Annotated in this window: 23 protein-coding genes; 20 read left to right on the top strand and 3 right to left on the bottom strand. The window is 30.4% G+C overall.

Annotated elements, in window-relative coordinates; translation table 11 throughout:
* The first annotated feature begins 390 nt into the window (after nt 1–390).
* Nucleotides 391–1770 carry a leucine-rich repeat domain-containing protein gene (locus Q0958_RS09350; protein ID WP_299122283.1) on the top strand — a complete coding sequence of 460 codons (1380 nt, stop codon included), beginning with the start codon at nt 391–393 and terminating at the stop codon, nt 1768–1770.
* 33 nt (nt 1771–1803) lie between these two features.
* Nucleotides 1804–1995, top strand: coding sequence for a winged helix-turn-helix transcriptional regulator (locus tag Q0958_RS09345; RefSeq protein ID WP_299122395.1), 192 nt, complete (start codon nt 1804–1806; stop codon nt 1993–1995).
* Between the two features lie 812 nt (nt 1996–2807).
* On the opposite strand, the gene recR is transcribed toward Q0958_RS09345, so the two are convergent.
* Complete coding sequence (gene recR / locus Q0958_RS09340; RefSeq protein WP_299122282.1) at nt 2808–3425, bottom strand: recombination mediator RecR; 618 nt, start codon at nt 3423–3425, stop codon at nt 2808–2810.
* 94 nt (nt 3426–3519) lie between these two features.
* Between recR and Q0958_RS09335 the strand changes: the two genes are divergently transcribed.
* The 7 genes from Q0958_RS09335 to Q0958_RS09305 all read left to right on the top strand — a co-directional run bounded on the left by Q0958_RS09335 (nt 3520) and on the right by Q0958_RS09305 (nt 10948).
* Nucleotides 3520–4983 carry an aminoacyl-histidine dipeptidase gene (locus Q0958_RS09335; RefSeq protein WP_299122281.1) on the top strand — a complete coding sequence of 488 codons (1464 nt, stop codon included), beginning with the start codon at nt 3520–3522 and terminating at the stop codon, nt 4981–4983.
* A 61-nt stretch (nt 4984–5044) separates the two neighbouring features.
* Nucleotides 5045–5632: an ACP phosphodiesterase gene (locus Q0958_RS09330; RefSeq protein ID WP_299122280.1), complete on the top strand. Its 588-nt coding sequence runs from the start codon at nt 5045–5047 to the stop codon at nt 5630–5632.
* Between the two features lie 4 nt (nt 5633–5636).
* On the top strand, nt 5637–7331 hold the full coding sequence (gene ggt, locus Q0958_RS09325; protein ID WP_299122279.1) for a gamma-glutamyltransferase: 1695 nt from the start codon (nt 5637–5639) through the stop codon (nt 7329–7331).
* Nucleotides 7331–8194, top strand: a complete 864-nt coding sequence (locus tag Q0958_RS09320; protein WP_299122278.1) for an RluA family pseudouridine synthase — start codon at nt 7331–7333, stop codon at nt 8192–8194. Before ggt ends, Q0958_RS09320 begins: the two co-directional genes overlap by 1 nt.
* A 54-nt stretch (nt 8195–8248) precedes the next feature.
* On the top strand, nt 8249–8740 hold the full coding sequence (locus Q0958_RS09315; RefSeq protein ID WP_299122277.1) for a hypothetical protein: 492 nt from the start codon (nt 8249–8251) through the stop codon (nt 8738–8740).
* Nucleotides 8741–8796: 56 nt separating this feature from the next.
* Nucleotides 8797–9474: a tRNA (guanosine(37)-N1)-methyltransferase TrmD gene (trmD, locus tag Q0958_RS09310; RefSeq protein WP_299122276.1), complete on the top strand. Its 678-nt coding sequence runs from the start codon at nt 8797–8799 to the stop codon at nt 9472–9474.
* Nucleotides 9467–10948, top strand: coding sequence for a glycosyltransferase family 39 protein (locus Q0958_RS09305; RefSeq protein ID WP_299122274.1), 1482 nt, complete (start codon nt 9467–9469; stop codon nt 10946–10948). The genes trmD and Q0958_RS09305 overlap by 8 nt, the downstream gene beginning before the upstream one ends.
* Here Q0958_RS09305 and Q0958_RS09300 read toward each other — a convergent pair.
* Complete coding sequence (locus tag Q0958_RS09300) at nt 10938–12413, bottom strand: glycosyltransferase family 39 protein (RefSeq protein ID WP_299122272.1); 1476 nt, start codon at nt 12411–12413, stop codon at nt 10938–10940. The genes Q0958_RS09305 and Q0958_RS09300 overlap by 11 nt on opposite strands.
* 25 nt (nt 12414–12438) lie before the next feature.
* The gene (locus Q0958_RS09295; protein WP_299122271.1) at nt 12439–13107 is read right to left on the bottom strand and encodes a phosphatase PAP2 family protein; all 669 of its coding nucleotides are present in this window, start codon (nt 13105–13107) and stop codon (nt 12439–12441) included.
* Between the two features lie 501 nt (nt 13108–13608).
* Between Q0958_RS09295 and rplS the strand changes: the two genes are divergently transcribed.
* From rplS to Q0958_RS09240, 11 genes are all read left to right on the top strand, one after another.
* Entirely contained in the window at nt 13609–13956 is a 348-nt protein-coding gene (gene rplS / locus Q0958_RS09290; RefSeq protein ID WP_150899700.1) for a 50S ribosomal protein L19, read from the top strand.
* 696 nt (nt 13957–14652) lie between these two features.
* Nucleotides 14653–16878, top strand: a complete 2226-nt coding sequence (locus Q0958_RS09285) for an NADP-dependent isocitrate dehydrogenase (RefSeq protein WP_299122269.1) — start codon at nt 14653–14655, stop codon at nt 16876–16878.
* Nucleotides 16879–17041: 163 nt separating this feature from the next.
* Entirely contained in the window at nt 17042–17857 is an 816-nt protein-coding gene (murQ, locus tag Q0958_RS09280) for an N-acetylmuramic acid 6-phosphate etherase (protein ID WP_299122265.1), read from the top strand.
* Nucleotides 17850–18089 (top strand): DUF6095 family protein, encoded by a 240-nt coding sequence (locus Q0958_RS09275; RefSeq protein WP_299122263.1) that lies wholly within the window; start codon nt 17850–17852, stop codon nt 18087–18089. The genes murQ and Q0958_RS09275 overlap by 8 nt, the downstream gene beginning before the upstream one ends.
* Before the next feature lies 1 nt (nt 18090).
* The gene (locus Q0958_RS09270; RefSeq protein ID WP_299122261.1) at nt 18091–19146 is read left to right on the top strand and encodes a D-alanine--D-alanine ligase; all 1056 of its coding nucleotides are present in this window, start codon (nt 18091–18093) and stop codon (nt 19144–19146) included.
* Nucleotides 19147–19267: 121 nt separating this feature from the next.
* Nucleotides 19268–20242 (top strand): hypothetical protein, encoded by a 975-nt coding sequence (locus tag Q0958_RS09265; protein WP_150899695.1) that lies wholly within the window; start codon nt 19268–19270, stop codon nt 20240–20242.
* Between the two features lie 27 nt (nt 20243–20269).
* Nucleotides 20270–21010: a hypothetical protein gene (locus tag Q0958_RS09260; RefSeq protein ID WP_299122258.1), complete on the top strand. Its 741-nt coding sequence runs from the start codon at nt 20270–20272 to the stop codon at nt 21008–21010.
* A gap of 33 nt (nt 21011–21043) precedes the next feature.
* Nucleotides 21044–21823: a hypothetical protein gene (locus Q0958_RS09255; protein WP_299122256.1), complete on the top strand. Its 780-nt coding sequence runs from the start codon at nt 21044–21046 to the stop codon at nt 21821–21823.
* A gap of 100 nt (nt 21824–21923) precedes the next feature.
* A complete protein-coding gene (locus Q0958_RS09250) occupies nt 21924–22739 on the top strand; it encodes a hypothetical protein (RefSeq protein WP_299122254.1) in 816 nt (271 codons plus the stop codon).
* Nucleotides 22740–22776: 37 nt separating this feature from the next.
* Nucleotides 22777–24132 carry a hypothetical protein gene (locus Q0958_RS09245; RefSeq protein ID WP_299122252.1) on the top strand — a complete coding sequence of 452 codons (1356 nt, stop codon included), beginning with the start codon at nt 22777–22779 and terminating at the stop codon, nt 24130–24132.
* A 543-nt stretch (nt 24133–24675) separates the two neighbouring features.
* The gene (locus Q0958_RS09240) at nt 24676–25830 is read left to right on the top strand and encodes a gliding motility-associated C-terminal domain-containing protein (protein WP_299122249.1); all 1155 of its coding nucleotides are present in this window, start codon (nt 24676–24678) and stop codon (nt 25828–25830) included.
* Nucleotides 25831–25987: the final 157 nt, after the last annotated feature.

Below are 25987 nucleotides of genomic sequence, written 5' to 3'. Positions count from 1 at the left end.
TCAATTATTTAAGGGGAATCCATATCTATTTGTAAAATGTTTCGATAAAGTTCTAATGCTTTAATTTTTTACTCTTAAAAAGCAAAATAGATATCAAAAAACTTCTATAGTTTATTTTATTCAGGGGGCCGAATATAATAAAAACTATATCCTTATTTTCATATAAAAAAACACAACTAAATACATTTTTTAATGGGTATTTAGTACTAACATACTTTAAAATAAATTTGCTTTTAAGTATATTAGCTATCACCAAAGAAAAGCTTATGAAAAGAATATAAAACACTTATTCTTCTATTAACTCCTTTCAATACTTTAGGACAGAATCTTGACAAATATAGAACTGAAAAGCATTACGAATGCTACAATTTTTTAATATGAAAACAGAAAATGAGTAATTACAAAGAAAATATTAACAGCTATATACATGAAGCCCTAATTTATTTAAAAAAAACTAAAAATTTATGGATAAAAGAAGACCATCCAGAAATTATTGAGCGACTTGAAAACTGGAATTGGAAAATCGATTTAATAAAAATTGAGCAACGCTTGCAATCAGCATATAAAGAAATTCCTTTTGAAGAAAACACGGGTACCATTGCCATAAACTGGGATGATTATTACAACAACGGAGTAACTCTTTATTTTGGTTCTGAAAGCGAATACCAAGAATGGGGTAATGATGATTGGTTAGATTGGGAAATTGATCTGACAGATGTAATAAACCAAATATTTGAAGGTATTGACAACTGGTATAATGAAATGGAAGTTGAATTAGATCTTTTTAAAGAATTGTTTTTAGGACTTGTTGAAATAGCAGCTATTCATTCTACAAAAACTGAAGAATTTAAACAACTCAAAAAACAGGATACTTATTTAATATCTAGCGCTTTATGGCATGACTCAGAATACGACATGATATTCAATTCTAAAGAACCTATTACTTATAAAATATCTCTCCGTGAAGAATACAAAAAAACAACACCCGAAATTTTAGAAAAAGGCTATTATGCTTTTTTTGGCGAAAAACATAACATCTCAACAAAATGGATTAGAGGCAATGGTTCTAAAGAAGGAATTATACCAGAAGAAATTGGACTCTTTCAAAACGTAGAGGAAATTAAAGCAAAAAACGAATACTTAAAAAACCTTCCTAAGTCCTTATTTTCTTTATCCAAACTACAAGATTTAGACCTATCACATAATAAATTAGAAAGTATAAGTAAAGACATTATCAAACTACAAAACCTAAACGTATTTGACATATCAAATAATCATTTAAGTCATTTACCAAACGAATTAGCTGAGTTAATAGAGTTAAAACGATTAAATATTGAATGTAATCAACTAACAAAACTCCCTTCTTTAGAAAAACTCCCAAAATTAGACTCACTAAGCGCTCACAATAACAATATAGAAGAGTTTTCAAAGTTACCACAAAGTCTTACTTGGCTTAATTTAAATTCTAATGAGTTAGAACAACTCCCAAAATCCATTACCAACTTAAAGAACTTAAAAACCTTAATACTATCAAAGAACTCTTTCAGTTCTTTTCCTAAAGAAATACTAGAACTAACATCTCTAGAAAGTATAGAACTAGGTGGAAATCCCATAGAAGATTTACCCAAAGAACTTCTTTCACTTCCAAACCTAAGAGAATTAAGAGTAATTCCAAACAAGTTTTCTATTGAAAAACGTAAGGAATTAAGAGAAGCTTTTGGCTATATTTTATTTGTAGGTTTCGATAGTGACTCCAACTCATTTATGTAAAAAACTTTTCTTTATACCTAATTAAAAAGATTAATTCCTGAGATTAGCGAGAAAATGCTAATTCAAGAATTAAAAAAAATGACCTCCTCTAACATCTTAAATAGAAAAGCCTACCCGGAAATTCCACCAAGAGTTGAATATTCTCTTACTGATAAAGGACTAAAAGTACTACCAATACTTGAACAAATAAAAAACTTTGGAATGGAGTTAATGAAAAAAGAATAACAGCTTTTATAATTATAAAAAAAGCTAGCTACCTTTAATTAATTCCTCAAAAGAAATTCAATTAACAAACACAAATATCAATAAGTCAAAAAAAAATAAACCTAAAGTTAAAACAAAAGTGAAGTATCTGTAAATCTAAACTTCCAAAACCTACAACTTTTTTTACACCTATATAGCTAACCACTACTCTTTTACATAAAAAAGAACAAAAGATACTAGAAATTCCTTTGTAAACTTACCGTAAAAAGAGATTAAAAGACTTATTTTTATCTTAGTTCGCTATGTTAATTTAAAACTCAATAAAATTATGAACATTGCTTTATGGCAAATTATAAATATAATAGTATACATCATTATAGGATATTTACTAATTAAATTTTTAAAAATATTGAAAAAGAAGATAAAAAAATGAAGCTAAGAAATTTACTATACATTATCCCTCTATTACTTTTATCATGTTCTCAAAATGAAAACATTATTAGTAACTAGAATAAATTAAGAGAGGAGTTAGGAATAAAACAAAATAATTTAACTAAATCAGAAATTAAAGAAATAAAGAAAACACAACCCCTATTTATTTTAACAACATTGAAGATGTTAAAGTTTTTTTAATGTGCAGAAGATAATATACATATAAGAGAATAACTATCAAAAAATAAGTAATCAAATAACAACATATCGAATTTAATATTTATAAAAAATCAACATTTATAAAATGTTGATTTTTTTCATTTTTAGACCTTAAAATCTCTTTAAAAACTATGGTTTTAAATGAAATATTAAATCACTAATTTAGAATAACAAATAACAACTTAAGATTTAAGGCTTTTTTCAAAAGGAATCCTATTAACAATACTTCTTCCTAAGGTAACCTCATCAGCATATTCTAACTCCCCTCCTACAGCAATACCTCTTGCAATAGTAGAAGTAGTTATATTGTATTTTTCAATCTGCTTATATATGTAGAAATTTGTGGTATCACCTTCCATAGTAGAACTTAAAGCAAAAATCAACTCTTTAATTTCACCTTCTTTAACTTTTTCAACTAACGATTCTATTTTTAAGTTTTGAGGTCCAATACCTTCAATAGGTGAAATTTTACCTCCCAATACATGATACAAACCTTTAAATTGTGCAGTACTTTCAATAGCCATTACATCACGGATATCTTCAACCACACAAACAATTTCTTCATTTCTGTTTGGATTACTACAAATGTCACATAAAATAGTATCAGAAATATTATGACATTTCTTACATGAATTTACATCATTACGTAAGTTCGTTAAAGCCTCTGCTAAATACTTTGTATTTTCTTTAGGTTGCTTTAATAAATGTAACACCAAACGGAGCGCTGTTCGCTTACCAATACCCGGTAATCGACTTACTTCATTCACTGCATTTTCTAATAATTTTGATGAAAAATCCATGCTGCGAATTTACAATTTTTCAACTAAGAAACGACCAATATATTTCATCTAAAAAAAGTATCTTCGTACTTTAAAACTAAACTAACAATTCACAATGAATTCGGAAATAAAAAACTTAGAACCTAAGGCAGTTTGGAAAAATTTTGCTGACTTAAATGCTGTACCTCGTCCTTCTAAAAAAGAAGAAAGAGTAATTCAATTTATGGTTGATTTTGGTAATAACTTAAATTTAGAAACCATGGTTGACAAAGTTGGAAATGTAATTATCCGTAAACCAGCTTCAGCAGGTATGGAAGACCGTAAAATGGTAGTAATGCAAAGTCACTTAGACATGGTTCACCAAAAAAATGCCGATACTGATTTTGATTTCGATACTGAAGGAATCAAAATGTTTGTAGATGGTGATTGGGTTAAAGCTGATGGAACTACTTTAGGAGCCGATAACGGATTAGGAGTTGCTTCTATTATGGCGGTTTTAGAATCAACTGATATTGAACACCCAGCTATTGAAGCTTTATTTACCATTGATGAAGAAACTGGTATGACTGGTGCTATGGGACTTGAAGGTGGGATTTTACAAGGTGAAATCTTATTAAACCTAGACACCGAAGAAGATGATGAAATAGGTATGGGATGTGCTGGTGGTGTAGATATTACAGCTACTAGAACTTATAACGAAGAAGACACTCCAGAAAACACCACTGCTTTTCAAATTTCAATTACTGGATTAAACGGTGGTCATTCAGGAATGGACATCATTAAAGGTTTAGGAAATGCTAACAAAATAATGAATCGTTTATTATTTGATGGTTTTACCAATTTTGGCTTACGTGTTTCTGAAATAAACGGAGGAAGCTTACGCAACGCAATTCCACGTGAAAGTTTTGCTACTGTGATAATCGATACAGTTTCTAAAGAACCTTTCTTATTTGAAATTCACGAATTAATCAACAGTATTAAAGCTGAATTTGCGACTTTAGAACCTAATTTATCTATTGAATTAACACCTGCTGAAACTCCAAGTAAAGTAATGGATTTAGGAGTTCAAGAAGGTTTAATCAAATCTTTATACACTGCTTTAAACGGAGTATATCGTATGAGTCCAGATATTGAAGGACTGGTAGAAACATCTAACAATATTGCTCGTGTTATTGTTAAAGAAGGAAACATTAAAATAGGATGTTTAACACGTTCTTCTTCTGAGACAAACAAATGGGATTTAGCAAATTCATTACGTGCTGCTTTTGAATTAGCAGGATTTAACGTAGAGTTTTCTGGTTCTTACCCTGGATGGTTGCCAAATGTAAATTCAGAAATATTACAAACAGTTACTAAATTATATGAAGATTTACATGGAGAAAAACCTAATGTAGCTGCTTGTCATGCTGGATTGGAATGTGGAATTTTAGGTCAAAACTATCCTAACATGGATATGGTTTCTTTCGGACCTAATATTAAAGGAGCACATTCTCCTGATGAACGTGCTCAAATTTCTTCAACTCAAAAATATTGGAAGTTTTTATTAGAAATTTTAAAAAATACTCCAATAAAAAACTAGTCAAAAACATATTTTTTAAAACCACAACTTTTAAGTTGTGGTTTTTTTTTACATTTATCAAATGAATTTTTTAGCCCATCTATACCTATCTGGAAGTGATACTGAGTTGATGATTGGAAATTTTATTGCCGATCATATTAAAGGAAATAAGTTTTCACACTTTCCCGAAGGCATAAAAAAAGGCATTATTTTACATAGAGAAATAGATACTTTTACTGACACTCACGAAATCGTTAGAAAAAGTAAAAGAAGATTACATGAACGCTACAGACATTACAATGGCGTTATCATTGATATTTTTTACGATCACTTCTTAGCTAGAAACTGGAAAAAGTATTCAGAAATACCACTTGATGTATATACTAACTCAGTATATAAATTATTAGAAGAAAACATTGATATACTCCCTGAAAAAACACAAGAACTACTTCCTTATATGGTAAAGTACAACTGGCTCTACAATTACCAGTTTGCCAAAGGAATTCAAGAAGTATTAAACGGAATGAATAGACGAACTCAAGGTAAATCAAAAATGAATTTGGCTACTGAAGATCTATTAATCCACTATCAAACATTAGAAGAAGATTTCACCTTATTTTTTGAGGAACTACGTAATTTTTGCAATTCAAAACTAAATCAGACTGCTTAAACATATGAAAAAAACATTTCTAATCGCTCTTTCATTAATTAGTATTGTTAGTTGTAAAACAACACCTAAAGAAAAAGAAAAAATTACAGGTTTAATTACCGACAAAGCTATGGTTGTTTCTGCTCGTGAAGAAGCTTCTAAAATTGGCTCAGACATTCTTAAACAAGGAGGTAATGCTTTTGATGCAATGGCTGCAACTGAATTAGCTTTAGCTGTAGCTTATCCATATGCAGGAAATATTGGCGGTGGTGGTTTTATGGTGTATCGAAAAAATGATGGAGAAATTGGAGCTTTAGATTATAGAGAAAAAGCACCACTAGCATCATCAAAAGATATGTTTTTAGATGAAGAAGGTAACATTATTAAAAACAAAAGTACTTTAGGTGCTATGGCAGTTGGAATTCCTGGTACAATGGCAGGAGTTTTTGAAGCTCATAAAAAATTTGGAAGCTTACCAATGTCTAAAATATTAACTCCAGTAATTGCTTTAGCTAAACGAGGAGTTATTGTTACTGAAAAACAAGAAAAAAGAATAAAAAAATACCAACCTTATTTTTTAAAAGCCAATAAAGAACCTATCATTTTTGATAAAAACTGGAAAAAGAACGACACTATTAAATATCCAGCTTTAGCAGAAACTTTTGAACGTATTTTAAAAAATGGACGTGATGAATTTTATAAAGGAGAAACTGCTAAACGTCTTGTAAAATTTATGCAAGACAACGGTGGAATTATGACCGAAGAAGATTTAGCTAAATACGAAGCTAAATGGCGTACACCAATCACTTTTTCATACGATGATTTAAGAGTAATATCAATGTCACCACCATCAAGTGGAGGAATTTGTTTAGCACAAATTATGAATGCTATTGAGCCTTATGAATTAGACAAGTACGGACATAACGCTACTAAAACCATTCAAGTAATTACAGAAGCAGAAAGAAGAGCTTATGCAGACAGAAGCCATTTCTTAGGAGATCCTGATTTTGTGAAAATTCCATTGAAAACATTAATTAGTAAAGAATACACAAAAGATAGAATGAACGATTTTTCTTTTGAAAAACCAACATCATCAAAAGATGTATCACACGGAAGCATTCAAATGGTTGAGAGTAACGAAACAACACACTATTCAATTGTAGATTCATTTGGAAACGCTGTATCGGTTACTACAACTATTAATGGAGCTTATGGCTCTAAACTATACTGCTCAGATTTAGGTTTCTTTTTAAATAATGAAATGGACGATTTTAGCAGCAAACCAGGTGTTCCTAATATGTTTGGGTTAATTGGAGCAAAAGCCAATGAAATAGTACCAGAAAAAAGAATGTTAAGTTCTATGACTCCTACCATTGTTGAAAAAAACGGTAAGTTATGGATGGTCGTTGGAACTCCGGGAGGATCAACTATTATTACTTCTGTTTTACAAACCATTTTAAATGTACATGAATTTAAAATGGGAATGCAAGAAGCTGTGAATCAACCACGTTTTCACCATCAGTGGTTGCCAGATGTTGTAATGATGGAACCTAATAAATTTGATACAACGGTAAAACAAGATCTACAAAAAATTGGATATACGTTAAACGAAGAGGATGCTCCAGTTATTGGTAAAGTTGAAGGAATCTTAGTTTTAAACAACGGAAAACTAGAAGGAGGAGCTGACCCTAGAGGTGATGATAAAGCTGTTGGGTTTTAATGACACTATCAGAGACACACAAAGTACCTTTATTAGAAAATCCTATTCGATTACAAGAATATGCCGTTGGAATATTTAAAACTATTCCTACAAAATCTGGTATAAAAAAGGCCATAAAAAAAGAGTTGGTTTTTGTTGATGGAAAACTAGCTTCTACTGCTCTATTCATTAGAGGTAATGAAACCATAGAGCTATTTAAAATCGAACAAAATTCTACAGTTAAAAAATTCAATTTTTCTTTAGAAGTTTTATTTGAAGATGAACATTTAGCCATTGTATACAAACCTTCTGGGATTTTAGTCAGTGGAAATTCTTTTGCTACCATCGATAATTCTTTAGAACAAAACCTAACAAAAAGTGCTTTATTTGATGCTGTACGCCCGAGACCAGTTCATCGTTTAGATTACCCTACCAGCGGACTTCTTTTGATAGGCAAAACAACTTCAAGTATTACTTTACTAAATCAATTATTTGAAAAAAAGAATATTCAAAAAACATATCATGCAATTACTATCGATAAAATGGAGATTAATGAAGAAATAAACTACCCTATCGATTCTAAAAACGCTCTTACACATTATAAAACCATTCAAACGCATACTTCTCCACGCTTTAAATACTTAAATTTAGTAGAACTCAAACCAGCTACAGGTAGGAAACATCAACTAAGAAAACACCTACTTTCTATAGGAAACCCTATACTTGGTGATAAGGAATATTATATAGATGGATTTGTTTTAAATGGTAAAGGATTGTATTTACATGCCACATCATTAGAGTTCATACATCCATTTACAAATGAGTTAATAAATATAAAAAAAGAACTTCCTAAAAAATTTAAAAAAATATTTCCCGAATCCTAAGCTAACCTGTCAGTTTTTCAATCTTTTTCCGACTCTATTAAAAACTGTTTTCACATGAAGTTAGTATTCTTTTTTTTAGTTTTCTTTAGTTACACAATCAAGGCTCAAAATATGAGTATTGAAAAGCTAGATGAGATAATAACTAAAAGTTCTGATAGTCTCTTAAGTAAAAACAATACATGGAGATTTATTTATAAAAACAGAATACTGATTTGTGTAGCCGACAAAAAAGCAAATCGAATGAGAATTATTTCTCCCATAGCCAAAAAAGAACAACTTACGGAAGAATTAATTTTAAATTCATTAGTTGCAAATTTTCATACTGCTTTAGATGTTAAGTATGCACTTTCAGATGAAATCTTATGGTCAGTTTTTACACATCCACTAAAAGAATTATCACCACAACAAATTGAAGATGCAATTTCTCAAGTGTATTACGCTAATATAACTTTTGGAACATTGTATTCGAGTACTTCATTAACTTTTCCTGGAAACACAAAAAAGAAAGAACTTAAAAAAGAGATACCTTTTAAAGAGAAAATTTAAATTTTCTGCAAAGAATTTCTTAAAAAAGAAATTATAATTCTTGTACATTTGCAGCTATGCGTATAGATATTATTACTGTAGCTCCAGAACTACTGAGAAGCCCGTTTGAACATTCAATGATGAAACGCGCTATAGATAAAGGTTTAGCCGAAGTACATTTTCATAACTTAAGAGATTATGGAATTGGTTCCTATAAAAAACTAGACGACATGCAATTTGGTGGTGGCGCTGGTATGGTTTTAATGATTGAACCTATAGCTAAATGCATTGAAAAACTTCAAGCAGAGAGAACATACGATGAAATTATCTACATGACTCCAGATGCCAAAACTTTGAATCAAGCTACGGCAAATTCTTTGTCATTAAAAGAAAATATTATTATCTTAACAGGACACTATAAAGGTGTAGATCAGCGAGTTCGTGATAAATATATCACTAAAGAAATATCTATTGGCGACTATGTTTTAACCGGAGGTGAATTAGCTGCTGCAATTTTATGTGATGCCGTTATTCGATTAATCCCAGGAGTATTAGGAGATGAACAATCTGCTTTAACTGATAGTTTTCAAGACAACTTACTATCGCCTCCTGTATATACGAGACCTTCTGAATATGAAGGCATGAAAGTTCCAGACATATTATTGTCAGGTAATTTTCCAAAAATAGAAGAATGGCGAAACGAAAAAGCATATGAGCGGACACAACTAATTAGACCAGATCTTTTAAATGACTAAACTTATCAATTTCACCAAACAGCATCCGATAATAAGTATTATTCTTGGATTTCAGTTATTCAGACTAATCCTTCTTCCTTTTATGGGACTAATGCCACAAGATGCTTATTATCATTTTTACGGTGAAAACTTATCCCTATCATACTTCGATCATCCTGGTATGATAGGATATATTTTAAGAGGTTTTACATTTGTTTTTGGAAAATCTGTTTTTATTGTAAAACTAGCCGATTTTACCATTACTTCGCTAACTCTCATTTGTTTTTACAAACTAGCTTCCAAATTTCTATCTAAGCAAAAATTAAACAACGCAATAATTCTTATAACATCTACGCTGTTTATTTCAATACTATCTTTTAACTCAACACCAGATGTACCTCTTTTATTGTTTTGGACACTTAGTATTATTTGTTTATTCAAAGCTATTTTTGAAAACAAAAAAACATATTGGATTTATGCAGGTATCGCTATGGGTCTAGCCTTTAATAGTAAATACACAGCTTTATTATTACAATTTGGATTGATAGCTTTTGTTTTGTTTTCTAATAAATATAGAAGATTACTTTTAACACCTTGGCTATGGATTAGTTTAGTCATTTCTGCTTTAGTAACCCTTCCTATTTGGTGGTGGAATTACCAACATGATTTCGCTTCATTTGTTTTTCAATCCTCTAATAGAACTGGAGATATTTCTGAGTTTAACTTATCACCTAAATATTTTTTAGGAGCTATTTGCCACCAAACTTTATTACTATTACCTATTCTTTTTGGAGTTATTATTGTTTTTACTACCAAATACATAAAAAGAGCACTCACTAAATTCAAATTACCTAGTAATAAAACATTGTTTTTATTAGCCTTTTTTATCCCTACATTTATTGGATTTTTTGCTATCTCTCCAATTTATTGGGTTAAATTAAACTGGATGATGCCTTCTTACATCACTGGAATTATTTTGGCAGGAATGTTTATTTCCAAAAAACTCGTCAAGTACCAAGTAATCTCTTCAATAGGATTACACTTACTATTAAGCCTTCAAATTTTATTTTATTTAGTTCCTATTAAAAGTGATGATACATGGGTTGGCTGGAGTGAATTAGCAAATAAAACAAAAGAAATTCAAAAAACATATACTCCAGATACTTTTATTTTTGCTGATGATGGGTATAAGACTTCAGCTGCCTTAAACTTTTTTATGGAAGAAAAAGTATATGCTCAAAATATTATTGGCTTACCTGCTTTACACTTTGATTATCTGGGAGACAATTTATCTTTATTAAATAATAAAAATGCTATTTTTCTAGATTCTGACAAACGTTTTAAAAACAAAAATATGAAAGGAGACATACCTAAAAAACTCCTCCCATATTTTAACACTGTCACCGAACTAGAACCTATAATACTTCATTATAACAACAAGGAAGTTCGTAAATTTTGGGTCTATTACTGTACTAACTATCAACCTAAGCCTTAGACATCTTATATAAAAATATATACTTTACAATAATTCCTTTTCTTTCTATCGGGACAGCTTTTATTATTGAAATATTTTGGTATTCATCTGCATATAAATCTCTGGGATCTTTAAAATTTCTACCATCAGTTATATACAAAACTTCATTTCCTAATTTTGAATTTTCTTTATTAATCCAATAATACTTATGTATTTTATCTAAAGTTCCAAGCCCATATACCTTCATACCATTTGGTCTAGCTATATAATAATCTATATGTGCAGCTGGATACCAATTATTCGATACAATAGGAATTTGGTTCAAATCATATTCTTTAAAAATCATTAATAGCTTTTTAGAAGCCTGCTCCCACCCATACATATCTAATAAAACATCATTCTTTCCTAATTTTTCTTTTTCTAATGTAGTATCTACAGATAACATTATTCCTCTATTAATTACTTGTGAAACCACAATCAATAATATTGAAAGTACAGTTACACCAACTAATAATCTCTTTATGATATTCTTTTTATCTACAATAAACAATGCTATAATTGGTAACAATGTAACATAGGCAACCCCAGACCAATGCGGTAGTGTGTTTCTATATAATGAAAGATAGATTGTAGTTAAAATTAACGGAATGCTACACAAATAGAAAAAGTATTGTGTAGATTTATTAAAAGTAAACTTTTTCTTAAAAAAAGCAATCAACACCAATATAAAAGTAACAACTATGTATGGGTTGTTATAAATAAACTGCCCTAAAACTTCCCTTATAAAAGAATTGACATTAAAATCTAAACTAAACAATGACACTCTTTTATTATGAAATTTATAACTAATAAAGTCATTCTCATAATTCCAGTAAAATATTAAACCAATAGCTACCAAAGGAAAAATAAACCCTACATATAACCATATATTTTTCAACCAAGACCTTGAGAAGAAAACAACATATAAAGCTACACCAAGTAGTAAAAAAACAGCCTGATACTTAGAATAAATAGCGCAAGCCGCAAAGAAAAATGCCAAAAGAAGTTTATTGTTTAATTCTTTACTAGACACTTGAGGTAAAGCCTGAATAAAAAAATAAAAACTCAACAACCAAAAGAAAACTAATGGAGAATCGGGAAGTATAAATGTTCCAGCAATTATAAAACCATAAATATGTAAGTGATATAATAGTACAGCGATAAAACCTACTTTTTCATTTTTAATATAACTTCCTATTAAAAAAATAACATACATATTTATACTTGTAGGTATAATTGCTGCTAATCGAATAAAAAACTCTGAATCAAAATATAAATTCCCTGTAAAAAACTGAATAAAAAAACCAACCATAGGAGGATGATCAAAATGACTTAAATCAGGATACTTTGCATACAACCAATAATAGACTTCATCATTTCCAAACTCCAAAACTCCACCTAAAAAAAGTCTTAGTAAAGTTCCTAAAACTATAAGTACTATTGTCATATTTTTATATGACCATTCCATTAACTTAATTTGCTTTTTTTGAACAAAATAACCCCATACTTACAAAACCTATCAAAATCCCTACAATCGATCCTACAAAAATATCAATCCAAAAATGTTGAGAAAGATACACTCTAGACATACCAGCTATTAAAGCTAATCCTAACCATAAATATTGTAAGCCGCTTTTTCTAAAATATAAACACAGAATAGTAAAAATAGCAAAGGCTGTAATTGTATGACCAGAAGGAAAGCTATTCCAATACGCCATTTTCACCCCTTTAATTAAATATAAACTTTCTTCTCCTAAAGCTCCAACTGGTCTTGGTACCCCTTTAAATATTATTTTCTTAAAAAAGTGAGTTATAACAAGGGTTAAGACTCCACTTGTTAAAAAAACTAAAGACATTCTTTTATTTATAAAAAAGAAAAGAAGAACTAAAACACCAAACATGATTCCATCACCTAAATGTGTTGTATATTTAAAAAAGAAATCGAAGAAAGGAGTATGAAACTTATTTATATATAAGTGAAGTGAAAGTTTATTAAACAAGCTGACTAAAAAAAATGAGCTTAAAAAAAACACTCCATAAATAAAAAACACTTGTTTTTTTACTGATAAGAATAAATCCCCTAGGATATGCTTTTGTTTTTTTAATCTAACACTAGAAAAAACAGCTCTACTATAGTTCATAAAATAAATACTTTTACTAAATTATTTTAACAATTGACCAACAAAAGTATAAAGCACAGTAAAGCTTTTATTTACAAAGGAATCCTATAACGTGTTTTAGGAGTTATTTCAGTTTTTAGGACTTATTTTACGTAAATTCGGACTTATTTTATAATTAAAATTTTAGGGTATAATACAATTATTACCTTTTTATCTTTTTAACTCAAAAAAAATTAATCCTATTTTCAGCTTAACAACAATACTTTAAATTATTACCATAAAGCTATCCATAGAGTATTCTAAAAACATCAAATTAACTTTAAGTATTTTTAAATATTTACCGCTTAATTAACGTTAAGCCAACTCTTTATTAAAAGCGAATTGAAAAAAGCTAACAAAAAAATAATTAACAATTAGAGTTTAATTATTAGAAAATAAGTCTTAAATTTGCAGCCACAAAAATCAACCTCTGACGAAAATCGTGAATGTTGCTTTTATACAACCATATAAATATTTATTAAAATGGATTTAGTAAAATTTGTTCAAGAAGAATTTGTAACAAAAAACGAATTACCAGAGTTTTCAGCTGGAGACACTATTACAGTGTATTACGAAATTAGAGAAGGAGAAAAAGTACGTACTCAGTTCTTTAGAGGAGTAGTAATTCAAAAAAGAGGTTCAGGTACTTCTGAAACATTTACTATCAGAAAAATGTCTGGTACTATAGGTGTTGAACGTATTTTCCCTGTAAACTTACCTGCTATTCAAAAAATTGAAGTTAATAAGAGAGGTAAAGTTCGTAGAGCTCGTATCTACTACTTTAGAGGTCTTACTGGTAAGAAAGCAAGAATTAAAGAAAGAAGAAACTAAGAATTTTTCTTTCCAAAAGAAATTAAAAAGCATTTTGTTTAAACAGAATGCTTTTTTTATTCACAAATGTTAATAACCAACGTTTATATCTTGTTGATATTTAAACTATTAAATATTTTATTTCAAGAAAATTGCATCATATATTTGAACAGAGTTTATTCTTAAATAGAAATAGTTACTACTATATATAATTTAAAATAAACTTATAAAGTAACGTTCTTTATATAAAGCTTTTAAACACTTTAAAGCAAGTAGACAATATCAATTTAATGATGATTATAAGTTATTTCATAATTTATAATTATTTGGTTATAAGTAATTATTAAATACATTTAACTTTAGAGTTCGTTAAAAGCAAAAGAAACATTAAAATTTATAAAGGAATATTTATAAAAATTATGTTTCGATTTGAAAATAGTTAAGCAGTAATTTCTAAGGAAATAACATAAACACTGTTTTATTTGACGATGTAGCAATACAGGTCAGTGCAAATACTATTTCAAAAGAAAGCCATGTTAGACAAGAAATTGTTTGATATGGCTTTTGTTTTTAATAACAAAAACAGCATCTTTCTTTTTTATTTTATCATATTCGCAATAAAACAAGCTAATTAATAACATTTTAGCATCAAAAAACTCATTCCGAATTCTTAAATTTGCATCACTTCAAAATTAATTTAATTTTTTATCTATAAACATGAACAAGACTGCTAAAATTATGTACACAAAAACGGATGAAGCTCCAGCGTTAGCTACACGTTCGTTTTTACCAATTGTAAAGGCATTTACAAAATCATCTAACATAGAGATAGAAACTAAAGATATTTCTTTAGCAGGAAGGATTCTTGCTAACTTTTCAGATTATCTAACAGAAGAACAAAAAGTAGAAGATGCTTTAGCCTTTTTAGGAGATTTAGCTAAGAAACCTGAAGCTAACATTATAAAACTACCTAATATTTCTGCTTCTGTACCTCAGTTAAAAGCTGCTATCAAAGAATTACAAGCCTTAGGATATGCTTTACCTGACTTCCCAGAAGAGGCCAATACAGAAGAAGAAAAAGCAATTTTAGCACGTTACAACAAAGTTAAAGGATCTGCAGTAAACCCAGTTTTACGTGAAGGTAACTCTGACCGTAGAGCTCCTAAAGCTGTAAAAAATTACGCAAAAAAGAATCCTCACTCAATGGGAGCATGGAGTTCAGACTCTAAAACTCATGTAGCAACTATGACCGATGGAGATTTTGCTCACAGTGAAAAATCAACAACAGTTCCAGCAGCTACTGACGTACAAATTGTTCATACAGATTCAAACGGAAACAAAACTGTTTTAAAAGAGAAAGTTTCATTATTAGCAGAAGAAGTAATTGACGCTTCATTAATGAGCAAAAAAGCTTTATTAACTTTCCTAGAAGAACAAGTAAAAGACACTAAAGAAAAAGGCTTATTATTTTCTTTACACATGAAAGCTACAATGATGAAGGTTTCAGACCCTATCATTTTTGGTCACGCTGTTCGCGTTTTCTTTAAAGATTTATTCGCTAAACATGGACAAACTTTTGAAGAAATTGGTGTAGATGTAAATAATGGATTTGGTAATTTATTAAGTAACCTTGAAGAATTACCTGCTGATAAAAAAGCTGAAATCCTAGCTGATATTGACGCTATTTATGCTAACAACCCAGATGTAGCCATGGTTAACTCTGATAAAGGAATTACCAACTTACACGTTCCTTCTGATGTTATTATTGATGCTTCAATGCCTGCAATGATTCGTACTTCAGGACAAATGTGGAACAAAGAAGGAAAACAACAAGATACTAAAGCTGTAATTCCTGATAGTTCTTATGCTGGATTATATCAAGAAACTATCGATTTCTGCATAAAAAATGGTGCTTTTGACCCAACAACAATGGGAACAGTTCCTAATGTTGGTTTAATGGCTCAAAAAGCTGAAGAATACGGTTCTCACGATAAAACTTTCCAAATTGCTTCTAACGGTAAGGTTCAAGTAATTGATGCTAGCGGAGCTGTTTTATTAGAACACAATGTAGAAGAAGGTGATATCTGGAGAATGTGTCAAACAAAAGACGCTCCAATTCAGGATTGGGTAAAGTTAGCTGTAACAAGAGCTAAAGCTACTCAAACACCTGCTGTTTTCTGGTTAGGAAAAAACAGAGCTCATGATGCTGAAATTATTAAAAAAGTAGAAAAATATTTACCAAACCACGACACAACTGGTTTAGAAATAAAAATATTATCTCCAGTAGAAGCTACTAAATACACTTTAGAAAGAGTAAAAGAAGGAAAAAACACAATTTCTGTTACAGGTAACGTATTACGTGATTACTTAACAGATTTATTCCCTATTTTAGAATTAGGTACATCTGCCAAAATGCTTTCTATTGTTCCTTTAATGAATGGTGGAGGTTTATTTGAAACTGGTGCTGGAGGATCTGCTCCTAAACACGTTCAACAATTAGTTGAAGAAAACCACTTACGTTGGGATTCTTTAGGTGAATTTTTAGCTTTAGCTGTTTCTTTAGAACACTTGGGAGAAACAAACAACAACAGCAAAGCAAAAGTGTTAGCAGAAGCATTAGATGATGCTACTGATAAGTTACTTGATAATAAAAAAGGTCCTTCTAGAAGAACTGGTGAACTAGACAATAGAGGTTCTCATTTTTACTTAGGTATGTACTGGGCACAAGCATTAGCTGCTCAAGATAAAGATGCCGAATTGAAAGCTCAATTTACTCCTGTGGCAGAAAAATTAGCTACAAATGTAGATACAATTGTAAATGAATTAAACTCAGTTCAAGGTAAAGAAGTTAATATTGGTGGATACTACGAGCCTATTGATAATTTAGCTGACGATATTATGCGTCCAAGTGAAACATTAAATACTATTTTAGCTAGTATTTAATAACACAGCAATAAATAAATTTAAAAAGCAGATGAGATTTCATCTGCTTTTTTTATTTAAACAAAATACTCTTCCAACCTTCTCTCCTATCTTCCATTTAAACATCTATAAATAGCTTTATTTTTTATAGCTTTCAAAAGTTTATAATTAGTAAATTTGAATTATGAAATTCACCAAAACAACAGAACAAGATTCAAACTATAATGATTTAGAAAAAATGAATATTTCTGAATTATTATTCAACATAAATAAGGAAGACCAAACTGTACCTTTAGCAGTTGAAAAATCATTACCACAAATTGAAAAACTAACTGAACAAATAGTTTTAAAATTAAAAGAAGGTGGACGATTATTTTATATAGGTGCTGGGACTAGTGGTCGTTTAGGAATTGTTGACGCTAGTGAATGCCCTCCAACTTTTGGTGTATCTCATGATTTAGTAGTTGGATTAATTGCTGGTGGAGATACAGCTATCAGAAAAGCTGTAGAATTTGCAGAAGATTCAACAAAACAAGGATGGTTAGATTTAGTTGATTACAACATTTCAGAAAAAGATATTGTAATTGGTATCGCTGCTTCTGGAACTACTCCTTATGTAATTTCAGCTTTAGAAAATTGTAATAAAAACAATATAGTCACAGGCTGTATTACTTGTAACGAAAAAAGCCCTTTAGCATTAACAGCTAAATTCCCTATAGAAGTTGTTGTAGGACCAGAATTTGTCACAGGAAGTTCTAGAATGAAAGCAGGAACAGCTCAAAAATTAGTTTTAAACATGCTTTCAACTGCTACCATGATTCAACTTGGAAAAGTAAAAGGTAATAAAATGGTTAATATGCAATTGTCTAACAACAAACTTGTAAATCGCGGAGAAAACATGTTAGTTTCTGAACTAAACATCGACAAAAAAACGGCAAGTCAGTTACTAGAAAAATACGGAAGTGTAAAAGAAGCTATTAAAAATTTTGATAATGACTAAAACTACAACTTTTGACAAAGTAGTAAAACGATTCTTAATTCTACTTGGATTATTAATTGTATCTCCAATAGTTTTAAGTATTGGATTCAAAGCTTTACGGGTTTTTACTGAGAGCCCTAAAAATTATATAGCCTATACACTACTAACGCTAGGTGGTTTTTTAATTTTATTTACCGTTTACTATGGATTTAGAACTATAAAAGCTTTCTTAGACAATCTATTTCAAAAATAAATTGAAGTCAAATATTAAATTAACAAAGCTCTTAAATTGGGAACATTGGCCTTCTTACATGTTCTATATTCCCAACATCCCTTTTGCTTTTTATCATGGAGTAAAAGCTGGTAGTTTAGTTTTCTACACAGCAACCAACCCTGGTATTGAAAATTCTGGAATTGGAACAGAATCTAAACACAAAACACTTCAATTATTACCTCAGGAATATTTACCAAAAACGATATTTCATAAGGCTAATTCAAATATAGAAGACACATTAAAAGCAGTTAACAACAACAAAATAACATATCCTTTAATAGCTAAGCCTGATATTGGTTTTAGAGGCTTATTAGTTAAGAAAATTGAGAATAAAGACAATTTAATTAGCTATTTAGAAAAGTACCCAATAGACATTTTAATTCAAGAATTTTTAACTGAAGAAAACGAATGTGGAATCTTTTATCATCGATTACCAAATGAGAAGAAAGGTAAAATTACCTCTATCACTTTAAAAGAATTTTTACATGTTATTGGTGATGGAACATCAACTATCGAAGAACTCATAAAAAAAGATAATAGAGCTAAAATTTATTTAGAACTAGTTAAAGAGAATTCAAAGAATATAGATTTACAAAAAATCATTTCAAAAGGTAAAAAGATAAAATTATCATCTATTGGAAATCATTCAAAAGGAACTCGTTTTATCAACGGAAATCATCTTATTTCAGAAAAACTTGAAGCTACTTTCAATAAATTAAACAATCAATCTAACGATTGGTTTTATGGAAGATTAGACCTTAAATACAATTCTTTTAGTGATGTAGAAAACGGGGATTTTAAGATTCTAGAGTTGAATGGAATTTTAGCAGAACCCACTCATATCTATGATTCAGAGAATATTAATTACTTTCAAGCATTAAAAGAAATTAGAAAACATTGGACACAATTAAACAAAATAGCAAGATATAATCACGACCAAAAAAACGTACCATACAGAACCACAATAGGTTTACTTAAAGACGTTAAAAAACTAGTCAATTACACTAAATATATTGCTAAATTAAACAAAAGTTAATGTACCTTTGTGACCTTTTAAAAAACTCTGTGTCAAAAGAATAAAACAAGGTTTTTCTGGTTAAATTTATTTTTTTTTAACAAAAAATTTAGTTATTATTGTAATACTAACCCCCAAAAGTATGAAGGTAAAAATCTCTTTAATACTTCTCTTAATCATTCAAATCCCTTTTTACGCTCAAGTAAAAATTGGGGACAATCCTTCGGTAATACATCCAAGTTCTGTATTAGAATTAGAAAGCCCAGATAAAGTTTTAGTAATTAGTAGAGTTAGTACTTCTGTTATGAATAGTATAACACCACTTGAAGGTGCATTAGTATATAATACCGATGTAAAGTGTGTTTTCTTTTTCAATGGAACTACTTGGGAAAACTTGTGTAATAACGGAACTAGTACTGGGATAAATGTAACAACTTCTGGAACAGCTCCTACTAGTAACAACACAGGTGATTTTTGGATTGACAGTTCAAAAAATAATGCAGTTAGTATCTGGAATGGAACCACATGGATTAGAATAGATTCTAACCCAACAAGAGGTAATGGACCTCCTCTTTTTAATCCTTCTTTAACACCTATAGCAGGTGATGTATACGTAGACCAAAGTAATGGTAGGATTTATGCATACAATGGGACAAATTGGGTAGCTGCTGGTAGTGGTTCTGGTACAAGTTTAAATATTAATGCAAATAACGGATTAGCTGCTACAACAAATGGTTCTGGTACAACAATAGAACTAGGTGGAGTTTTAATCAAACCAACAATTATAGAAGCATCTGCTGTAAACACACTTTCAATCATAGGTTTACAAGATGGTGATACAACCCAAGACGACATAGTAACTGTTAATAAAACCACTGGACAGTTAAGAAAAGTACCTTCTTCAGGTTTCTTTAGAGAAGAAGTCACAGAAATAGTTGCTACAGACGGACAACTACAATTTACCCCATCTATACTTATAAGCGATTCTAAAAAAGTAAATGTTTATAGAAACGGTGTAAGAATAGATTTTACTGTTGTAAACAATACAACTATAGAAATAGAACCTGAAGCAGTTTGCTATCAGGGTGACCAAATAAGAATAGTTCAATTTTATTAAACCCTATATATAAATCTTAAAACAATTATGAAGACAATTACGAACAAATTTAAATTAGCATTAGCCGCCATTGGTTTATTAGCTATTGGTACTGTGAATGCACAGACAACTACAGGTGATATCACCAAGCAAGCAAATGCTACGTTAAACTCATCAAATACTGCGGTAAAATTAGTAGACAATAAAGGTACTATTAAGTATTTACAAGCTGTAAATGGTTTAACTTCATTCACAAATACAACTCCTTCTGGTGGTGTAGTTACTACTTGGCAATTAGGAGGTGTGTTAACTGATAACACTTATATTACTGCTGACGCTGCTAAAGAATTTGCTTTAGATGGTTTACAATTAGTTACTGACGCTAGTACTGCTTCTACTAATGCTGTAGATCGTGAGGCTCATGGTAATGTTGGTACAGGTTTTACTGTGTTAATTAGAGATGAAGCTTCAGGTGCAGTTCAAAAAATGCAATTATCTGACTTATTAAAAGTTGATGGTATTAGAGTTGAATACACTCAAAGTGCTGCTGGTTCTGGTACTCCTGATGGGGCTGGAAATGCTACTGCTAATGTCGTCGTTGCAGTAACTGGTTTACCAACTTTAACAGCTGCAACTACTGCTGCTAAATTATTTGTATATAGAAATGGTGTAAAATTAAGATTTGGAACTGACTTTTCAGTTGCTGCTGATGCCGTTACAATAAACTTTAGCGCTACCGAATTACCTATGTACAACGGAGATGTTATTGAAATACAATACATTAAATAATAATTTTTAATGGTTAATAGTGGTTTTCTAAAATTGACTCTAACTTTAGCATTGATTTTTTTCTCTTTAAAAATCAATGCTCAAGAAGTTAGTGTAGTTGACAATAAAGGAACTATAAAAGCCATTAATAACAACAATGTATTTACAGCTACAACAGACCCTAATACCCCTACAGTTGTAGCAGTAGAAAACGACATTTGGATTAACACTAGTACTAGTCCAAATTCAATAAATATATGGAACGGGACAACTTGGGTAGACATAGCACATACTGGTACTACAGGTTCTATATTTTTTGCGGGAACAGATGGTAAACTTACTGAAAACAACACTAATCTATTCTGGGACAATATCAATAATCGATTAGGAGTTGGTAACAATACACCCAATGAGAGTTTGCATATTACTAACAACATGCAATTAGATGGAACTTTTAAAGATAAAGATGGAGATGAAGGAATATCTGGTCAAGTTTTATCTTCTACAGGTACTGCAACAGACTGGGTAGATTTAAATTTAGCTTCAGTAGATAATAAAACCTCAAATTACACATTAGTTGCTTCTGACAATGGAAAAGTAATCACTTTTAATAGTGCTTCAAACGTTACACTTACAGTACCTACAGGTTTACCTATTGGATACAACATAAGCATCTATCAAACTGGTAATGGAAGAGTTACTATAAGTGGGGCTGGAGGAGTTACCATTTTAAATAGACTTTCAAGGTTTATTACAGCTGGCAGAGATGCAGGTGCTGGATTAGTAGCAACAAGTACCAATACTTTTCATTTAACAGGAGATCTAAGGAGATAAATCAAATATTATGATTAAACAAAAAATTATTTTATTCTTTTTTTGTTGTATTTACTCCTTTACTTACAGCCAAATAGTAAAATACAATAACTTTCCTACAATGAAGCCTCATCATATACTTGATGAAAATTTAGGAAATATCAGTTTTGCTTTTTCAATGAGAGTTATTGAAAGCGACTATAATGGTCCTTTAGTTAGACTAAGAAGAGCTGGAGATAATGCTGAGCAAGACTTTACATGGGGAGATAATGATATTGTAGACATAGCTGCTATAAATGCTTGGCGAGGCGGAAGCAATGTTTTTATCCACACATGGTACGATCAAAGTGGATTAGGCAGAGACGCTATTCAAACAACAAGAAATCGACAACCTCGATTTTATCCAGACACAAGTAATCCTTATTTTCAAGGAGATGGATCAAATGACCATTTACTTATTGATACACCTAACGGAATTCAAGATGTTACCAATGCTGGAGATGAAGGAACAGTAATTACAATAGCAAGGGCTACAAATAATTATCAACACTCTTTTGGTGTATTAACTAACGCCAATAGATGGGCCACTCACATAAATTGGGGTAATGGAAGGCTTTATTTTGATCCCGGTGTTTGCTGTAATGCCACACGTTCTTTTATCAATAATTCAAACAATAATGTTTGGGAAATATATACTTTTATGAAAACAAACACCAATACAATTGCTCGTTCTGGGGGAACACAGCGATTTAATGGAGTTTACAATAATGGTAGGTGTACCCGGACAGAAGATTTTACAATTGGATGGGCCAATGGTAATCAAACAGGAAATCACGCAAGAACTAGTTTTACAGAATTTATAATGTACAACAGAGACATTACAACAGCACAAATACAAGAAATAGAACAAAATGCAATCACATTTTGGGGAATTTAATTTATAATCATTAAAAATAAACATTGTTTAAAAATTTATGATTCACTCTAGTAACATACTAAAGTTTATAGTTACAATTTTATTGTTAACATTTACCATTTCAACACAATCTCAAGAAATCAATGTAGTTGATAAAAAAGGAACTGTAAACACGGTAAATAACAATAATGTTTATACCTCTGCAACAGATCCAAACACCCCTACTCCAGTTGCAGTAGAAAATGATATTTGGTTCGATACAAGCACAGCACCAAACACCATAAAAGTATGGGATGGAACAACTTGGTTATCATTAGCTAATAATTTTTGGTCATTAACTGGTAATGCTGGAACAAATTCTACGACTAACTTCCTAGGAACCAGTGACGGACAAGATTTAGCACTTAGGACAAATAATATAGAGGCTATGAGAATAAACCAATCAAACCAATATGTCGGCTTAGGAATAGCGGGAGCTACTAGCCCTCTTCATATTAGTAGAGACTTAGCTGATGGGGTTGGAATTATTCGTGTTCAAGGGACAGAACCCGATATTAATTTCAATGACACTGATGGTGGATTTAATACCTTTACTTTTGAAAATGCCGGAGTAGCAAAATTTGCTTTCGGAAGAAGAAATACTGATGCCTTTTACATCACTAGAAATGATGGTACATGGCATGATGAAACATTCAACATTTTAAACAACAATGGACACGTTGGTTTAAATACTGACGCACCTACTGAACGTTTAGATGTTAATGGTAAACTTAGAGTTAGGGACATCTCTACAGTTACCACTAATAATAACATTTTAACAGCAACAGCAACTGGTGTTGTTGAAAAAAAAGAATTAATTGCAGCTGAAACCGATAATCAAATAACCACAGGAGCTAACGGAGGAGTTTATTTAGGCCCTACTGTTTTTGTTGGTTCATTTATTATTAACGGTCCTGGCGGAGGTTCAGCTACATTTACGCAAGATATAACAGGACTACCTTTTCAACCTTCACAAATAACATTTACAGCTCACGCAAATGTTGAGTCAGCTAATATTGATAATGATAATGGGGTTGGAAACAACAATGCATGGATTAATAATTCATTCGGGACAATGAATGGTTTTGTAAGAGACACTGGGGCGCCTTTTACACAACAAGTTATCTATGTTGGGGGACACGGAAATTCGATAAATGACATCTCCCGTTATGCTTCTAATTCAAATTGTATAGGAATTAGATATGGAAGTCAAAACGGTGATGATTTAGGGAAGATTACAGCTTCTTTAAATACTTTTTTATCAAATGGATTTAGACTTAATGTAGCCTATTCTTTGGGAACAATAGGACCTACTGCTAGGAGAAATGATGTTTTAAACGAAGATTTATTAGTAATTTACACAGCTTATAAATAAACATAATTTTTAGCATCAATTTACACAACACACAATCTTAACTAGTTAAAGATCTATTAGTTAAACAAAATTTTAACAAATAAAAGCGCAAGAGTCTCAAAAAAACATATTACTTTTGCAGCTTCAAAATTAAAAGTTTAATCCTCTTAAAAAAATTATAACATTTAATGCACATAAACCTACTACTACTTCAAGAATAGTTTACCTAACTATTAAAATATTTTCGTCTGAAAGTATATAGAAAAACTATAATAACATGCGGGTGTTATCATAATTATTACATATGCTTTGTGTTTGAAATTCAGTTAATACTTAACTGGAATATCTTTTAACATACGTTAAAAAAACAGTAAAACCTTATTATAAAGACGAATCCACTAGCCAGAAGAAAGATATACTTCAACCAATCTATGTCTCAAACTTAATTGAATCATAGCAATTTTGAAGCATACGTAGGAATTATGCATCTCTGTGTAATGAGGACAGTTACAAAACGACAACCATGTGGTTTTTAACTAAATGAAGATTTAATACAGTGGTATTATGAAGACGATAATTAAAATAACCATATTAATATTTACTTATTCTATAAGTGCTCAAACTGCATTTCACAATTTTGGTAATGTAAAAATGCACACAAACGCTAGCATTGGTTTTCATACTGATTTAACTAATGATGGTACTCTTGATGATGACAATGTTGGATTAGTTGGTTTTTATAGTAATAATGAAACAAGAATAGTATCTGGAAATAATAAGGCTATCTTTTATAATGTAGAGATAGATACTAATAACGATTTAGAACTTAGAAGTTCTTTAGGAATCACTAATGAATTAAGCTTTATAAATGGAAAGGTTATCACTCCAAAATCGGATACTAGTATATCTTTAGATTTTATTCAACATGATTTTTATGCTGGCGAAGATGATAACAGACATGTTGATGGATATGCTGCTGTTTCTGGAACTGAAGAATTTATTTTCCCTATTGGTGACGACAATAGATTAAGACCAATGATTATTCCTACTCAAAACCTAAACACTACTTTTAAAGGTGCTTATTTTAGTGAAGACCCAAATTCACCAACTACATTTACTCAAACATTTTTAACAAATCAAAAGCAAGTTTTTATAGAAAACATAAGTCAACTTGAATTTTGGGATTTAAACGGAGCAAACAAAACAACAGTCACATTAACTTGGGATAACCAAAGTGATATTGCTGCTATAGCCAATAATGTTGCTGAGTTAAAAGTTGTAGGTTGGAGCAAAACTGAAAACAAATGGATGAATCTTGGAAATAGTAATGTATCAGGTAACTTAACTTCTGGTCAAGTAACTTCTAACGAGTTTATTCCTGATGATTATGAAATCATTACTATAGGTGCTGGAGTTGCTGATGGTGAATTAGATGATGTAAATATCATATTTACTCCTAATGGAGATAGTACAAATGAAACTTTAGTCTTTGAAGGATTAGAACAATACAATAGAAATGTGTTAGAAATTTATAACAGGTGGGGAAACATTGTTTACAAAACATCTGATTATAAAAACGATTGGAAAGGAAAATCATCGGGAAGAGCTACAATAAACTCTAATGATGATTTACCAGTTGGAACTTATTTCTACACTTTAAAATTCGGTAACGATTCATTAAGTAAAACACAAAAAGGTTGGGTTTATATCCAAAGATAGAACAACTTCAACATAATTTTAAAATATTTAAAACTTATATGAATACCATTTAACGTACGTTAAATGGTATTTTTTTGACCTTATTTTTTCTAGTCAAATTCGTTAATCGGCAGAAAAACACAGTTCAACTAAAACCGCCATTAATCCTTATTGATTT

It is taken from the genome of uncultured Tenacibaculum sp. (assembly GCF_947499065.1).
GTDB lineage: Bacteria > Bacteroidota > Bacteroidia > Flavobacteriales > Flavobacteriaceae > Polaribacter.
This window is presented reverse-complemented; position numbering and strand designations above follow the sequence as displayed.

Bases quoted from the DNA above. Each gene is read 5' to 3' on its own strand.
- Q0958_RS09330 (WP_299122280.1), top strand. From the start codon at position 5,045: ATGAATTTTTTAGCCCATCTATACCTATCTGGAAGTGATACTGAGTTG.
- ggt (WP_299122279.1), top strand. From the start codon at position 5,637: ATGAAAAAAACATTTCTAATCGCTCTTTCATTAATTAGTATTGTTAGT.
- murQ (WP_299122265.1), top strand. From the start codon at position 17,042: ATGAAATTCACCAAAACAACAGAACAAGATTCAAACTATAATGATTTA.
- Q0958_RS09240 (WP_299122249.1), top strand. From the start codon at position 24,676: ATGAAGACGATAATTAAAATAACCATATTAATATTTACTTATTCTATA.
- Q0958_RS09275 (WP_299122263.1), top strand. From the start codon at position 17,850: ATGACTAAAACTACAACTTTTGACAAAGTAGTAAAACGATTCTTAATT.
- recR (WP_299122282.1), bottom strand. From the start codon at position 3,425: ATGGATTTTTCATCAAAATTATTAGAAAATGCAGTGAATGAAGTAAGT.
- Q0958_RS09295 (WP_299122271.1), bottom strand. From the start codon at position 13,107: ATGAACTATAGTAGAGCTGTTTTTTCTAGTGTTAGATTAAAAAAACAA.
- Q0958_RS09245 (WP_299122252.1), top strand. From the start codon at position 22,777: ATGATTCACTCTAGTAACATACTAAAGTTTATAGTTACAATTTTATTG.
- Q0958_RS09265 (WP_150899695.1), top strand. From the start codon at position 19,268: ATGAAGGTAAAAATCTCTTTAATACTTCTCTTAATCATTCAAATCCCT.
- Q0958_RS09250 (WP_299122254.1), top strand. From the start codon at position 21,924: ATGAAGCCTCATCATATACTTGATGAAAATTTAGGAAATATCAGTTTT.
- Q0958_RS09320 (WP_299122278.1), top strand. From the start codon at position 7,331: ATGACACTATCAGAGACACACAAAGTACCTTTATTAGAAAATCCTATT.
- Q0958_RS09335 (WP_299122281.1), top strand. From the start codon at position 3,520: ATGAATTCGGAAATAAAAAACTTAGAACCTAAGGCAGTTTGGAAAAAT.
- Q0958_RS09300 (WP_299122272.1), bottom strand. From the start codon at position 12,413: ATGACAATAGTACTTATAGTTTTAGGAACTTTACTAAGACTTTTTTTA.
- Q0958_RS09260 (WP_299122258.1), top strand. From the start codon at position 20,270: ATGAAGACAATTACGAACAAATTTAAATTAGCATTAGCCGCCATTGGT.
- Q0958_RS09305 (WP_299122274.1), top strand. From the start codon at position 9,467: ATGACTAAACTTATCAATTTCACCAAACAGCATCCGATAATAAGTATT.
- Q0958_RS09285 (WP_299122269.1), top strand. From the start codon at position 14,653: ATGAACAAGACTGCTAAAATTATGTACACAAAAACGGATGAAGCTCCA.
- Q0958_RS09315 (WP_299122277.1), top strand. From the start codon at position 8,249: ATGAAGTTAGTATTCTTTTTTTTAGTTTTCTTTAGTTACACAATCAAG.
- rplS (WP_150899700.1), top strand. From the start codon at position 13,609: ATGGATTTAGTAAAATTTGTTCAAGAAGAATTTGTAACAAAAAACGAA.
- Q0958_RS09350 (WP_299122283.1), top strand. From the start codon at position 391: ATGAGTAATTACAAAGAAAATATTAACAGCTATATACATGAAGCCCTA.
- trmD (WP_299122276.1), top strand. From the start codon at position 8,797: ATGCGTATAGATATTATTACTGTAGCTCCAGAACTACTGAGAAGCCCG.